This window comes from Shewanella surugensis (assembly GCF_023284005.1).
Lineage (GTDB): Bacteria > Pseudomonadota > Gammaproteobacteria > Enterobacterales > Shewanellaceae > Shewanella > Shewanella surugensis.
Genome location: NZ_JAKIKS010000031.1, coordinates 37,043 through 51,741, shown reverse-complemented (window position 1 = coordinate 51,741; position 14,699 = coordinate 37,043). Strand labels below are relative to the sequence as shown.

The following is a 14,699-nucleotide window of genomic DNA, read 5'->3' as shown; positions in this document are numbered from 1 at the left end:
GGCACAATCAGCAGAGAAAAAGTGGTATCGCCTGCGAGGTTTTAAGCTGCTTGCTGATGTCATATCAGGTATTCAATTTAAAGATGGTGAACGGATCACTCAAGATCAAACAGAGCATCACGATTCATTGATACACCACATTTGACAATAACTCGTTTTTTACAACACCTGAGTCATTTTCAGTGATCCTTGACCGCCTAAAACTTACTCAAGATAAAATCAATCAACAATTCAAATAATTCATCACCTACCTAATCACCTAAACATTCGTGGGAAACTACGCCCTAATCGAGTGCTATAGATAATTCGAGTCACAAATTGAGTCAGCGGTAAGGAACCTTAACACTGGTAGGGCTAACTCCGTTATCATAGATCTATTTTTCCTTATACAGCCTTATGCTTATCAACTACTTACTTTAGCAATTAACGATTTTACAACAATTAGTCTGGAGTGTACCCTAACTGCATAAAACTAAGCGGTTTGGAAGATTATCCAGACCTGTTGAAATTAAGTTGTTAGCTTTCTCTGGAGGAGTTATGGGCCCACAAAAAATTTTGGAATACCAAAAAAGTATAAAATTCGAGTTCATTCGAGCCCAAATGGCCTTTACTGAGTTTTTTGATTTTGCAAAGACTAAGTACTCTCAATTAACTGTATCAGGTAACACTAATGGTATAGATACCATTACAAAACTTAAATACTTTGATGCTTACGCTAGATGGTGTGGGCATGTGTACGAAGTCATTAAAGCTCAAGCTATCATAGATCAAACAATACCTGTTGATGAAAATTCACAAGTATCAATAATCGACAAAGAGCTTCAGAAAGTAGTTGAGGAACTAGTGTCTTCTGCTGTTGAAAAACCAGGGGTTACTCCCCCTTCGCTTAACCCTGATTTTTCAGCCGACTTACGCAAAGCGAGAAATAAATGCTCTTTTCACTGTACAAATAACAGGGTTAAAACAAATATTCTGTTGAATTTCATGAAAAATCACCACCGAGAAATATATTTTATATATTATCAGCTAGCGACAAAACCAGAGTTATTAGGTGTGCAAAACTTAACTGATTTCGGTGCTATAGAAGATTTTTATTGCTTTAACTATAGTGTGGGTAAGAACTAACAAATACATCAAGTTGCTTCCTGAAAGCGGAGCCGGAACACCAAAACTATGTTTCGGTGCTTTTATGCGGGAGTTAGGGTAATTTAAAAAATGAATGAAATTTTAAATAAAGTTGATTTAATGATCGATAAAGACAATCTTAAAGGGTTTGAAGCGAGATATAAACCTTTTGAAAATGTTCCTGTTGATCACAAGTATGTCGCATTTTTAGATGTTCTTGGTTTTAGTCATATGGTTACTAATAAGTTTAATCAAACACTCGAACTTTATGAAAAACTTATAGATGCAATGCGGATGCATGAAATTGTAGATACAGGTGTATCACTACAAATATATTCTGATTCAATACTACTAATTTCAGATAATCTAACATCGATACTTCAAGTGGCTGGAATGGTTCAGTTCACTACTTTATTTAATGGTTTTTTAGTTCGAGGCGGTATCGGATACGGTAAACATGTAAGTGTTCAAAATGGAGCTAACACTTATGTTATCAGCGAAGCTTTAATAAATGCTGTGAATGTTGAAAAAATAGTAAAAATGCCATGTGTCGCTCTCCATGAAAATATTAAAATTCCAGATGAATGTTGGCCCTTAGATGTAGACCCTTTAATGAGACTCCTACATCATTTCAAAGGATTAAATGTCGTATCACCGCTAAATATGATGTGGGGAACTTCAGCTATTGATAGAGTAAAACATATGAAAGAACAAGCACCTGAATTTTCAGAGAAGTATGATTATTTTATAGATCTTGCTACATCTATCTTAGAGCGTAAGCAATTAGTTCCGAAGCACCTGTTATCCTAACAAGAGACTATTACTTGAGGATAACAAATCTTTTTCTTATTCTCGTTATTGTCAGCTTACGTACATTTTTCTAGCGTAAGCAAGCGCTTTTTTCTGGTCGCTAATGTCCCATATTCGCCCCTATTAAACCTTATATATTCAGTAAGAGTGCTATAGTGGCATCTACCTTGAAAAACACCGCATGGCTTAACAGTGATCTTGTCACTCGCTTAGCACTCAGTCAAAATCACCTGTTTAAGCCCTAAAAGCACCACTTTTCTTGCTTAAAAATAGCACAAACTAAGGCTGAGAGAAGTAGTGAAATTGATCACTATATGCTTTAGTCCCAGATTTACATCACACGGCACATCCCCTAACAAACTCAACTCGAAGCAACACACTGGCTTTTTCTTTGCTTTTAAAATCCAGTGTAGATATGTCTATGAGCTTCGACTTCAGGGATGAAGTCGTAGAGCGCCCAGGGATGGGTCCACAGCGTGTCATATACAATCTGCACATAAGCCTGCGGCAGGAAATAAATCCCCATTAAGGTTCAACGAACAAACACACTCAACCAATACCAATTAAATCCAACTATAAGATGTATCAACTTTCATTTGAAAGTTTACGTAGTAGCCCGCTGCAAGCGATAGGTCCCATAAGGTTAACTCCCCAACAGAAAAGGCCTCGTATCAACGAGACCTTTTTATGAATAACAGTCAAAATAAAGGTAAAAACTACCCCAACTGTCCTGCCACCATCAACTCTCGACTCTCAGGGATTTCATTGTATGAAAGCACATGCAATCCGCGGGCAAACGCTAACGCATAACGAGCTAAAATGGGTCTTAACTGTGGTGGCACCAGCAGCATAGGATTGTGACCTTGCTCTTTAGCCTCCGCTAATAACTGCGGCATGCGTTGCTGAAGTTGAGCTAATAATTGTGGCTCAATCGCAAAACTATCCAATGATACTTTACCTTGCTGCTGCGATTGGTTTAACGCCGTCATCAACGTTTGCTCCAGCTCTGGCGCAAGTGTCATTACATTTAAACTGGCCTTATCACCGGCTATCGAATGTAAGATGCTATTGCGTAAGGCGCAGCGCACATCAGCGGCAAGCAAGATAGGATCTTTACTGTTTTCACTGCAATCAAGCAAGGTGGTACCAATGGTACGAATATCCTTTAAAGGCACCTGCTCTTTTAATAATAAACGATACACCTTTAATAACTGTATTGGCGTTAACGCACTATTGAGTGATTCAGCCAATTTAGGCGACTGCTTGGCCAAGCGATCGCTTAGGGCGATCACATCATCGTGCTGCAGAAGATCCGGCAGGGACTCACGAATAAGCTTACTCACATGCGTGGCGATCACGGTGGCATTATCCACCACTGAGTAACCTAAATTAAGTGCTTTTGATTTAAGCTCAGGATCGATCCAAGTGGCATCCATCTGATAAGCGGGCTCTTTGGTAATGATCCCATCGATATTGCCGTAAACCGGACCACTTTTGATCGCCATAAGATGATCGGGTTCAAGCTCTGCAGTCACCACTGGATTGCCCATTAAATTAATCTGATAAGCATTCGGCGCTAAGGATAAATTATCTCGCACTCTCACCTCTGACAGTAAAAAGCCTGCTTGCTCAGATAAAGTGCGCCTGATCCCGGTTAAACGCTTTTGTAATTCAGCCCCTTTACTGCGCTCCACTAAGTGCACCAAACGATAACCTAAACGCACTTCAATCAAATCGGTGAAAGGCAGTGCATCCCAACTGGGGGCAGATGGCTCAGATAGGTTCTTCTCTATCTGCGCTTCAACGTGTGTTTCTGGCTGAATAGGCCCTGCTTTACTTTGTTTCCAAGCAGCGAACCCCAATACCGCCGCAAAAGAAAGAAACACAAAGGCTGGCATACCCGGTACCAGTCCGAATATGGTCATCACCCCACACGCGGTCATTAACGTTTTAGGATTGGCCAATAATTGACGGGTAAGCTGAGCAGGCATTTCTTCTGCATCAGACACTCGCGTGACAATAATCGCCGCAGCTGTCGCTAATAATAACGAAGGAATTTGTGCAACTAGGCCATCACCAATGGTTAATAGTGCATAGGTTTTAAAAGCGTCAGCGGCACTTAAGTCGTGCATGAAGACACCAATAAGCACGCCGCCTATCATGTTAATGGCTAAGATCAGCAGACCAGCAACCGCATCACCACGAACAAATTTTGAGGCACCATCCATCGAACCGTAAAAGTCGGCTTCACGCGCCACTTCTTGACGTCGTTCGCGAGCTTGCTCCTGCGTCAATACCCCGGTATTGAGATCGGCATCAATCGCCATCTGTTTACCCGGTAAGGCATCCAAGGTGAAACGTGCTGATACTTCAGAGATCCGCTCGCCACCTTTAGTGATCACCACAAAGTTAATGATCATCAAAATAAGGAAGATAACCGCACCAACGACATAGTTACCGTTGATCACCACCTCACCAAATGCTTGGATCACCCGACCCGCAGCATCCCCGCCTTCATGGCCTTCAATTAAGACCACACGCGTCGATGCCACGTTCAAAGTCAAACGCATTAACGTCGCGAGCAATAACAGCGTCGGAAATACCGAAAACTCCAGCGGCCGTCTAATTGAGACGGAGACTAAAAGCACCATCACCGCTAAGACGATGTTGAAAGTGAAGAAAATATCCAGCAACCAAGGTGGCAGCGGCAAAATAATCATGGCTAGCAAGGCCAACAGCATAATAGGGATGCCGATAGAAGCGCGATTGCCAGCAAATGTGCGCGATAACCAATTCATGAAGTAGAGTATCCTTTAATCGTGTCGCAAATGTTGCGGAATAAAAAAGTGAGGTAAGGGAGCCGGTTTTTGTTGGTTTCCTTGGCGAGCCGCCTTAATTTGTAATACATAGCTCAACACATGCGCGATGGCGATAAACAGTGCTGAGGGGATCTGTTGCTCAACTTGAGTAGAATAATAAATAGCCCGCGTCAATGGCGGCAACTCTATGATTTCGATATCATTTTTTGCTGCGATTTGTCGCATATAAACTGCTAACTCATCGACACCTTTGGTCAACACATAAGGTGCATCGGCTTGATTGGTGTCATATTTAAGTGCCACGGCGTAATGGGTGGGATTAACCAATAATACATCCGCTTGTGGTATGGCCACATCGGCACGAGAACGGCCAATGCGCTGTTGTAATTGACGGATTTTCTGCTTAACCTCAGGTTTACCTTCTTGTTGCTTATGCTCGTCTTTCACATCTTGGCGAGACATTTTTAAATCTTTATGGTGTTGCCAATATTGATACGGAACATCAATAAAAGTGATAAATAACAACCCCACGCCTAAATACAGCATGCCTTCCGATAACATGCTAATACCTTTACTGACGGCTTCATCGATAGGCAGTTGACTATAACTCAATAAAATCTGTAAGTGACTGCTTAAAAATGACCACATAATGCTAATAAGCAAGATGATCTTCAACACCGACTTAAGCAATTCTACAAAGGTTTTTACCGACACCATACGTCCCATACCGGGGATAGGATCGATGCGGCTATATTTAAATTCAACATTTTTAAAACTGAAAACAGGCCCTCCAGGAAGCGCGCCGGCAACCATAGCAATCACAGCCACCATGATAAAAAGAGGCGTCAAAATACTGAGCATCTCCACTAACGTCGCGCCTAGATGCTGTAGCAACATGCCAGGCTTATCGAGCTCAGCCTTGGTGATGTTCATGTTCATTTGCGTCAATTTAGCAATACGATCACCAAACCATGAAGCACTGGCGATGAGCATTAAAGAGCAACCAATAATCAAGGATGATGAAGCGAGATCTTTAGAACGCGGAACTTGCCCATCTTGACGGGATTTTTTGAGTTTCTGAGGGGTCGCTTTTTCGGTTTTATCCTGACCTGAATTTTTACTCATGCCATCTCCCTATGCTCAATAGCGCTAATAAAACAATAGGCCAAAATGACTTCACGGGTAACATTCCCATTAAGCCGTCCCCCCAATAAAGCCATACATGAACGATAATGCTTCTAAACAAAGCTCACTATAACGGCTCGGTAAACCGGTAAATGAAAACAGTACACATAACAAGCCCATCAACATGGACATGGGAAAACCTAAGGCGAATACGTTTAATGATGGTGCAGCACGACTCAATACACCAAAGGTCACATTGACCATCAGCATCGCTAAAATAGCGGGGAGCGCCAGCATTAAGGCCGATGCAAATAACCAAGCCATTCTGCTCACGAGTCCCATTAAGGGTAAATCAAAAATACCGGTGCCAATGGGCCAAAGTCTAAAACTGTCGACCAATATCCCGATAGCCACTAAGTGGCCGTCAAGACCTAAAAATAACAACGTGCCATAAAATAAGAACCACTGGCCTAAAATAGGATTAGAGTTACCACTAGAGGGATCATTCATCACCGCCATCGCTAACCCCATTTGCATGGACATCATCGCGCCCACTAATGTCATAATATGGATCATAAAGGTTAAAAAGAAGGCCAGCATGAAACCAATGAACAGCTGCTCTATCGCTAATAATAATGCTGCCACCGACATGGCATCCACTGCAGGCGGCGTGGGTAACATAGGCGCAAATAAAGCAGAAATAGAGAGGGCTAATAACACCCTAACCGTCACAGGGATAAAGCCACTGCTAAGAAAAGGCATCACTAAGAAGCCGCCCATGATACGGCAAAATGGCCACCAAAAAGTGCCAATAAAAGTGCTTATTTCAACCGAAGTAAGTGACAGCATGGCTACCCAATGATATTTGGTATGTTCATAAACAAACGGTGAAAAAAGTCAGCAATTTGCTGCAGCAACCATTGGCCTGCAAAAAGTACCATTAATAAGGTAATTACCAATCGGGGTAAAAAGCTCAATGTTTGTTCATTGACTTGCGTTGCCGCTTGAAAGACTGCGATCACCAGTCCCACCAGTAAACCCGGCACCACTAATACAGCCACCATCGATACCACTAAATAAATGGCATCCGAAAACAGGGAAGTCATTTCAGCTATTTCCATTATTTCTTCCCTCTAAAGCTTCACTAGCATGTTGACAATCCAAGCCCAAGCATCAAAAAAGACTATCGCTCCTACCACACCACAGGCCAATAAATAAAAAATATCCACAATCGCGTCGTCGGCCGATAAGTTAGTTATCTTATCAATCACCTTGCATCCTTTTTAATCTTCATGCTTTATAAAAACAGCCATGTTTATCGAAACGAAAAGTGATGATAGGCGCCAAAAAACCGACAACCTATTAATCATACCCAAACCCGTGAAGATGCAAAATTCAGCGGGTTTGAATATATTGAGCAAACAAGTTAAATGACGTCAGCCAAAACTTGCCACTAATGTGCTGACGGTCATAGACCAACCATCCACAAGCACAAACACCATGAGTTTAAAAGGCAAAGAAATAATCAAGGGCGATAACATCATCATCCCCATCGACATCAAGACACTTGCGACAACCAAATCGATCACCAGAAAAGGTAAAAATAGCAAAAAGCCTATTTGGAATGCCGTTTTTAATTCACTCAATACGAAGGCTGGCATCAATACAAAAAATGGCACTTCATCAGCACTTAACGTCACGGGTTCATCAGCAATTTTTAGCATCTGCTCTAAGTCAGTTTCTCGCGTTTGCGCTAACATGAATTTTCGCAGCGGTTTTTCCGCAATCATCACAGCTTCAGTCAATTCAATCTGACCTTTATCATAAGGGATATAAGCTTGAGTATAAATTGCATCCCCCACGGGACGCATGACAAACACGGTCAGCACTAACGCAATACCGACTAATACCTTATTAGGTGGACTCTGCTGTAACCCCAATGCTTGACGTAAAATAGCCAGCACCACAATAATGCGGGTGAAACTGGTCAACATCATCAACAGAGCGGGAATGAAACTCAACACTGTCATTAAGGCTAAAATCTCTAGCTTAATATTGACTGATTGCGTTTCCGCTCCATTACTTAATGTAAATAAAGTAAAACCGTCGCTGGCAAAGACACTGGGTGCCACCAAGCAAAGTAATAACAACAAAGCACGAAGCATAATTAGTCATTCGCTCCTGTTAGACTAATGGCTTCAACTTCAAGTAAACGAACGCCATAACGCCCCTTCACTTCAACGACTTCACCTCGGCCTAATAATGCACCATTAACACGGATATCTAACGGCTCACCCACCATACGATCAAGTGCGACCACATCGCCTTCACCCATACGGGTTAATTCACCCAAAGACATTTCAGCACTCGCAAGCTCTAAAGTAACTTGCACCGGTAATTGATGAAAAAATGAAATATCTTTTACTGGTTTAGGAGCAGCAGCAGGCGTAATAACCTCTTCCTCACCGAAAAGATCGTCATCCAATAGAAAATCTTCGTCCTGTAGGATATTGTGTTCAGCCATTGTTTGGATCCTCTTGTTGATAGGCATCATGGGTTAATTTTGCGACCATTTGTCCCTCATGGGTATGAACAGACGCGTAAAATAAAGGGCGTTTACCCACTGTCACAGGACAGCGAGAATGTAAGTTAATCGGTAATACGTCACCCACTTTTAAAGCATGTAATGACGTCACTGGCGTACTTTGGCGACCCAGCTCTAATGACACTTTCAGCGGAATTTGTCTTAAACGATGAGAGAGTTTCTCTGATAAATCAGGATTAGCTTGGTATTGGCTTGGTTGCTCTGCCATTAAACCCAATAGATTCTCGGTCATACAAAATAACATTGATGGAGCGATATGCTCTTTGGGGAAACTCAGTTCCCATTGAACGGGCGCATCAATAGGCGTGTTACTGGCAACGAGTTCCAACTTTAATGCTTCTTCATCGAGCTCAGTGGTGGGCAACACTGCCAAAGCTGCGAGTATTAATTTCTTTGCTAAACGATATTCAGATTGGCTAGGCGCACGTAAAGGTGAACTCAATGGACTCGCTAAACTACCGTAATAGCCACTCGCAAGTTGATCTAAAGTGCATCTATCTATACGCCACCAAGCTAATGGCGCTCGATGATAACTTAATAAAAACCAAGCTTGGTTTAAATCAGGCTCAATGGGACGATTATGCTCAGACAATCCAATATGGGACAAAGCATGATGGCCTTGCCTAACAATAGGGTTTAATACCCCATTGACAGCATCCAGTAGCAAACGATGACAAGCCTCAACTTGAAGAAGTAACCGACTGCGCGCTAGTTTCTCTTGAATGAGTGCAACAGGTCTGACTCTTACACCTGAATGAGGTTTAAGTAGACTCGCTTTTGAAGTTGTTTTCATTACAATCCCAAACTGAATAATTAATTATTAAAATAATAACAATCTATATTAAATTGACGTTTGACAAAATTATGACGTCAAAAAACAATGTTACTATTTATTAAAATGATATTCTAGCCATACTAGATAATCACTAAACAACAATTGTTATATTATTTGACGTTTGACAAAAATATGACACCATTTTTATTAACGAAAAATAAACGATTACTTAATCAACACAAAAACACTTGCCGTTAATTAATCGAAAAACCGTGAAAATGCATATTAAAATGACACTCGACAAAATAATGACGCTCTTGTACAACTTTATCTCACCAATCATTTAATATGACTTAAGAGAAGGATGAATATACATTGAAGTGAGCCCGAGATATATAACAATTTGCAATTAATGCTAAATAACAGCCTATACTAAAGCCATGAAACTGGCTATCGGCAAAAAGTCTGAAAACTTTAATTATTTATAAAAAATATTTTATAAAATAATAATACCAAGTAAAAACAAACAATTAAAACAAACAAAGAAGTGTAAAAAATGACACTCATTTTAAAAAAAACAAATAGAGAATGAAAATTAATCAAATATAAAAACTAGATTATTAAAATAATTCATTACTACCACTTTTATATAAATAATATTTCCATCAAGTTAATAATGATTATAGACTTAAATAAATAAATATCTTATTATTTAACAGAAATCATTTTACATGAATTAATATTACGTGTTTAATTACACACCACAACTGATTAAGAGAATAACCGAGTCAATAAGCTCACTCTTAGTTAATAACGATAAATATAAATTACCTTGTTGTTGAAGTAATAAATAAAAGGGAACTGAATCAGTGAAAGCGTCAGCTCATAAATTAATCTGCATGCTGTTTGTTTATTTGGCTATTCCTAATAGTGCCAGCGCTGCAGTCACACATTATCAAACACCATTTGAACAAGCTAAATGGAATTTTAGTGGCGATGTATTTTATTGTCAGCTTCAACATAAGATACAAGGTTTTGGACAATTGAAACTCATCGCCCTCCCCGGTGAAGAGCTCAAATTACAGCTCAATACCGATTGGTTGTCGCTGAATAACAAACAAAGCCAAGCACACGTTATCGCATCGCCATGGCAACTTACCCAGCAAACTGATCATCACAGCACACAGCTCTGGTGGTTAGGCAACACGGCAACGAGCCAAAATAATATTAATCCATTTTTAGAAGGACTCGATCAGGGCCAATCTTGGCAAGTCAACATCACTAGCGATAATGGTGCCATATACCAAGTCAATGCCAGCGCCGTTAACACCAAAGCTGTGGTCAATCAATTCAGGCACTGCAGACAAGCATTACTGCCTAAACCCTTTTCTTATGTACGTCGTATCGATTTTCAATTTGAGACTGGATCAAGCCAACTTAACAGTCACCAAGATATCGATCTCAATGCCATCGTGCGCTATGTACTTGCCGATAGCAGCATAAAAGAAATTCTCGTTGATGGACATGCCGATGCAGTGGGTGAGCACCTTGCCAATCTCGTGCTCAGTAAAGAACGCGCCGATGAAATCGCATCACGTCTAGTGGAGCTCGGATTAAGCAGCAAGATGATCCAAGTACGTAATCACGGTGCAAGAGCACCAAAAGCCAGCAATAACAATGATAAAGGACGACTCTACAATCGACGTGTCACCGTTCGCCTAGTTAAAGCATCGACTCGAGTTGCCCAAACTGCAACTGGAGATAAAATCAATGCCACATACTAAAATGACCTCATTTAGACTTGTCGATGCAACATTATCTGCACCCGGCCTTAAAAACTTAGCCTTGCAAGGGTTTGCTCAATGGCAAGTCAATGAAGCCACACCTTGGTTATCATTAATCAACCTGTCAAACAGTACTTGCGATAATGTCGCCAAAACGCTCGCCCAATACCCAGCCAAAAATCAAATCGCCTTACTCGATCCTGAGCAAACTGATTTAGCGGCAGCGGCGATGCATGCTGGTGTACAAGATTATTTACTCTTGCCACTCGATGCTGAACAAGTCAGTTCATTACTGCATAGATTAAGGCGTTTAGAGCAACCCGATATACATCTTGTTGTTGCAGCCCCAGTCAGCCGTCAATTATTAATGTTAGCGCACAGAGCCGCCACCACTGAAGCCGGAATTTTACTCACCGGTGAAAGTGGTACGGGTAAAGAACCTTTGGCTCGGTATATTCACCGCCATTCATCACGTGCCGATCAACCTTTCATCGCCGTTAACTGTGCAGCCATCCCAGAAAGTATTTTAGAATCAATTCTTTTTGGCCATGTCAAAGGGGCATTCACAGGCGCACATGCTGAGCAGCCTGGAAAGTTTGAAATCGCTAATGGTGGCACCTTAATGCTTGATGAAATTGGAGAAATGCCACTCAACTTGCAATCAAAACTATTGCGCGTCCTGCAAGAAAGAGAAGTTGAACGCTTGGGTGGGCATAAATCCATTCCACTCGATGTCCGTATCATTGCCGCAACCAATAAAGATCTTCATAAAGCCGTCAAAAACGGTGAATTCAGGGAAGATCTTTTTTATCGTCTCGACGTATTACCGCTAAAAGTGAGTCCATTAAGAGATAGAAAATCAGATATTTTACCACTTGCCGAGCATTTCTTAACAAAATACCGGCATTTTGCGGGCACTCAAGCATGTTATTTCAGTGAACAAGCGAAACAAAGACTCACTTGCCATGATTGGCCTGGCAATGTCAGGGAATTGGAAAATACCATCCAACGTGCCTTAGTGATGCGCCGTGGACAAGCCTTGCAAGTTGCCGACTTAGGATTAGCCCATCTCCCCCATACTGGCCTAGTCAAAGTCAAACAAAATGAACAAGGTTTAAAGGCATCCAAACGCCAGGCAGAATTTCAATTTATTTTGGATACCCTGAAGCAATTTAATGGCCATCGCAGCCAAAGCGCACAAGCTCTCGGTATGACGACACGCGCACTACGCTATAAATTAGCGCAAATGCGAGAAGAAGGAATAAATATAGATCAAGCATTAACACGCAGTGGACACGCAGCTTAGTCATTGATCTTCAAAATTATTTAGTTAAGGCAGGAACCGCATATGTCAATTGGAACTTCAATTAATCCTCAAGCCATGATGAATACCTTGAGTATTCATACCGAAATGGCAAAAGGCGCAATAAAAATAGCCCCAAATCCTAAAGATCACGGCATTCAAGCGCCTTCATTTACTGAAGTAATGAAAGAAAAAGTCGCGGCCGTCAACACCGATCAAAATGTGTCTTCTGCATTAATGAAAGCGGTCGACAGCGGACAAAGTGATGATTTAGTCGGCGCTATGGTCGCTAGCCAAAAAGCCTCATTATCTTTTTCCACCATGATCCAAATAAGAAATCGCTTAGTTCAGGCCTTTGATGAAGTCATGAAAATGCCTGTCTAACTGAAGCTGAATTTGAACATGCTCCACAGCTAAATAATTCATTATTGTTTGAAATCAACAATATAAACATGGATTTTATGGAAGGTTTAAAATAACAATGTCAACAACTATCGCTCAACCTAGCCCCAATACGGCCGATGTTAGTCAGAAGTCAGAGCTGCTAGCCAAGTGGCTAAAGAAATGGCACCAATTTAATCAAGGTGATCGTCAAGTATTATTACTTGCCGTATTAGCGACTATTGTTGCCTGCGTCATCGTCTTACTGCTCTGGACTGCAAGCCAAGGCTATCGTCCTTTATACGGCCAACAAGAAACCGTTGAAACATCGAAAATCATCGAAGTATTAGAAGCTGAAGGCATTCCCTATCGCCTTGAAGCGAATACAGGTTTAGTGCTAGTACAGGAAGATAAGCTCGGTAAAGCCAGAATGCTACTCGCTGCTCGGGGTGTAAAAGCCAAAGTGCCATCAGGCATGGAGTCTCTAGATAGCTCTACTATTGGCACCAGCCAATTTATGGAACAGGCAAAATACAGACACAGCCTAGAAGGCGAATTATCTCGTACGATTATGGCCTTGAAAGCGGTGAGAACGGCGAGAGTGCACTTAGCCATTCCGAAACGCACCCTCTTCATTCGTCAGCAACCAGAATTGCCTTCCGCTTCTGTCATGCTCGATCTTTATGCCGGTAACAAAATCCAACCGGGTCAAATTGAATCTATTGCTAATTTGGTTTCAGGTAGTGTAACGGGCATGACGCCTGAACGTGTACAAATCGTCGATCAAGAAGGCAATCATCTCAGCGCTGGCATCACACTGAATCAAGACATAACCCAAGCCAGAGATCGCCAATTAAAATACACTCAAGAATTAGAGCAAAGCTTAATTAATCGTGCCTCAAGCATGCTCGGCCCAATCTTGGGGCAAGATAACTTCCAAGTACAAATTTCAGCCTTAGTGAACTTTAATCAGGTAGAAGAAACCAAAGAATCACTCGATCCTCAAACGGTCGTGACCTCCGAAAACCAAAGCACCAATGAAAGTAACACCGCAATGGAGCTCGGTATTCCAGGTGCATTAAGTAACCAACCCCCCACCACAGATGAAAAAGATAACGCCAATAATCGTCGTAATCTAAAGCAACAAGAGAGTCGCCTGTTTGAGGTGGGCCGCTCAGTTAAGCACACTCGCTATCAACAAATGCAATTAGAAAATCTCTCAGTGTCGGTATTACTTAATAGACAAACAGCGGGAGATAAGGGTTGGAGCGACGCCCAACTAGCACAATTGGGCACCATGGTAAAAGACTCCATTGGTTATTCCGAACAACGCGGCGATCAATTTAGCATTAGTAGCTTTAACTTTGCCCCTGTTGCCAGTGCCGTTTTTGAACCCATGCCTTGGTGGCAAGCAGAAGGTTATCAAGCCTATTTACGCTATTTGATGGGCGGTATTCTCGGTTTAGGACTGATTTTCTTCGTACTGCGTCCGTTAGTGAGCCATTTAACACGTACCGCAGACAAGAATCAAAATGACAGACCAGAGTCGCTTCCAGCACCTGTTGAACCTCCTGCCCCAGCAGCGATCAGTTCAACCAGTAAACAACAAGATTCTCAAGCGTTAGCCGATCAGTTAATGGGATTAAGCCAAGCGGCAGCCGACAACGATTGGATTGCAGGACAAGGTTTACCTGAGCCGAGCTCGCCACTAACAGTAAAAATGGAACACCTCAGCCTACTTGCCAATGAAGAGCCAGCAAGAGTCGCAGAAGTGATTTCCAACTGGATTGGTGAAAGAGGTAACGAGTCAAACAGTTAAGTATTTGTTTTACATTACAACCAAACTTGACATTGACAATAAATGACCGCTCTATCGCACATGAAACTCACACGATCTCCAGAGTTGAAGCATGGCGATAGAGCAAAAAAGATAGGTGGCGAACAAAGTGAATAAGAACGAACTTGGAATAAA

General features: G+C 41.7%; 14 protein-coding genes. 6 read left to right on the top strand and 8 right to left on the bottom strand.

What is annotated here, in order from left to right:
- Positions 1-537: 537 nt before the first annotated feature.
- Both L2764_RS10095 and L2764_RS10090 read left to right on the top strand, forming a co-directional pair.
- Positions 538-1,125: a hypothetical protein gene (locus L2764_RS10095; RefSeq protein WP_248940088.1), complete on the top strand. Its 588-nt coding sequence runs from the start codon at positions 538-540 to the stop codon at positions 1,123-1,125.
- A gap of 90 nt (positions 1,126-1,215) precedes the next feature.
- Positions 1,216-1,935, top strand: a complete 720-nt coding sequence (locus L2764_RS10090) for a hypothetical protein (RefSeq protein ID WP_248940087.1) — start codon at positions 1,216-1,218, stop codon at positions 1,933-1,935.
- A gap of 716 nt (positions 1,936-2,651) precedes the next feature.
- Here L2764_RS10090 and flhA read toward each other — a convergent pair.
- The 8 genes from flhA to L2764_RS10050 all read right to left on the bottom strand — a co-directional run bounded on the left by flhA (position 2,652) and on the right by L2764_RS10050 (position 9,277).
- The gene (flhA, locus tag L2764_RS10085; protein ID WP_248940086.1) at positions 2,652-4,733 is read right to left on the bottom strand and encodes a flagellar biosynthesis protein FlhA; all 2,082 of its coding nucleotides are present in this window, start codon (positions 4,731-4,733) and stop codon (positions 2,652-2,654) included.
- Between the two features lie 15 nt (positions 4,734-4,748).
- On the bottom strand, positions 4,749-5,879 hold the full coding sequence (gene flhB, locus L2764_RS10080) for a flagellar biosynthesis protein FlhB (RefSeq protein ID WP_248940085.1): 1,131 nt from the start codon (positions 5,877-5,879) through the stop codon (positions 4,749-4,751).
- A 69-nt stretch (positions 5,880-5,948) separates the two neighbouring features.
- Positions 5,949-6,728, bottom strand: coding sequence for a flagellar biosynthetic protein FliR (gene fliR / locus L2764_RS10075; RefSeq protein WP_248940084.1), 780 nt, complete (start codon positions 6,726-6,728; stop codon positions 5,949-5,951).
- Positions 6,729-6,730: 2 nt separating this feature from the next.
- Entirely contained in the window at positions 6,731-7,000 is a 270-nt protein-coding gene (gene fliQ, locus L2764_RS10070; protein WP_248940083.1) for a flagellar biosynthesis protein FliQ, read from the bottom strand.
- Positions 7,001-7,012: 12 nt separating this feature from the next.
- Positions 7,013-7,150, bottom strand: a complete 138-nt coding sequence (locus tag L2764_RS10065) for a hypothetical protein (protein WP_248940082.1) — start codon at positions 7,148-7,150, stop codon at positions 7,013-7,015.
- Positions 7,151-7,315: 165 nt separating this feature from the next.
- A complete protein-coding gene (gene fliP / locus L2764_RS10060; protein ID WP_248940081.1) occupies positions 7,316-8,044 on the bottom strand; it encodes a flagellar type III secretion system pore protein FliP in 729 nt (242 codons plus the stop codon).
- Between the two features lie 2 nt (positions 8,045-8,046).
- Positions 8,047-8,403 (bottom strand): flagellar motor switch protein FliN, encoded by a 357-nt coding sequence (gene fliN, locus L2764_RS10055; protein WP_248940080.1) that lies wholly within the window; start codon positions 8,401-8,403, stop codon positions 8,047-8,049.
- Positions 8,396-9,277 (bottom strand): flagellar motor switch protein FliM, encoded by an 882-nt coding sequence (locus tag L2764_RS10050; protein ID WP_248940079.1) that lies wholly within the window; start codon positions 9,275-9,277, stop codon positions 8,396-8,398. The genes fliN and L2764_RS10050 overlap by 8 nt, the downstream gene beginning before the upstream one ends.
- Positions 9,278-10,128: 851 nt before the next feature.
- On the opposite strand from L2764_RS10050, the gene L2764_RS10045 reads away from it, so the two are divergent.
- The 4 genes from L2764_RS10045 to fliF all read left to right on the top strand — a co-directional run bounded on the left by L2764_RS10045 (position 10,129) and on the right by fliF (position 14,546).
- Positions 10,129-11,043 (top strand): MotY family protein, encoded by a 915-nt coding sequence (locus tag L2764_RS10045; RefSeq protein ID WP_248940078.1) that lies wholly within the window; start codon positions 10,129-10,131, stop codon positions 11,041-11,043.
- Complete coding sequence (locus L2764_RS10040) at positions 11,030-12,349, top strand: sigma-54 interaction domain-containing protein (protein WP_248940077.1); 1,320 nt, start codon at positions 11,030-11,032, stop codon at positions 12,347-12,349. The genes L2764_RS10045 and L2764_RS10040 overlap by 14 nt, the downstream gene beginning before the upstream one ends.
- 42 nt (positions 12,350-12,391) lie before the next feature.
- A complete protein-coding gene (gene fliE, locus L2764_RS10035) occupies positions 12,392-12,730 on the top strand; it encodes a flagellar hook-basal body complex protein FliE (protein WP_283106978.1) in 339 nt (112 codons plus the stop codon).
- Between the two features lie 97 nt (positions 12,731-12,827).
- A complete protein-coding gene (gene fliF / locus L2764_RS10030; RefSeq protein ID WP_248940076.1) occupies positions 12,828-14,546 on the top strand; it encodes a flagellar basal-body MS-ring/collar protein FliF in 1,719 nt (572 codons plus the stop codon).
- Positions 14,547-14,699 lie beyond the last annotated feature (153 nt).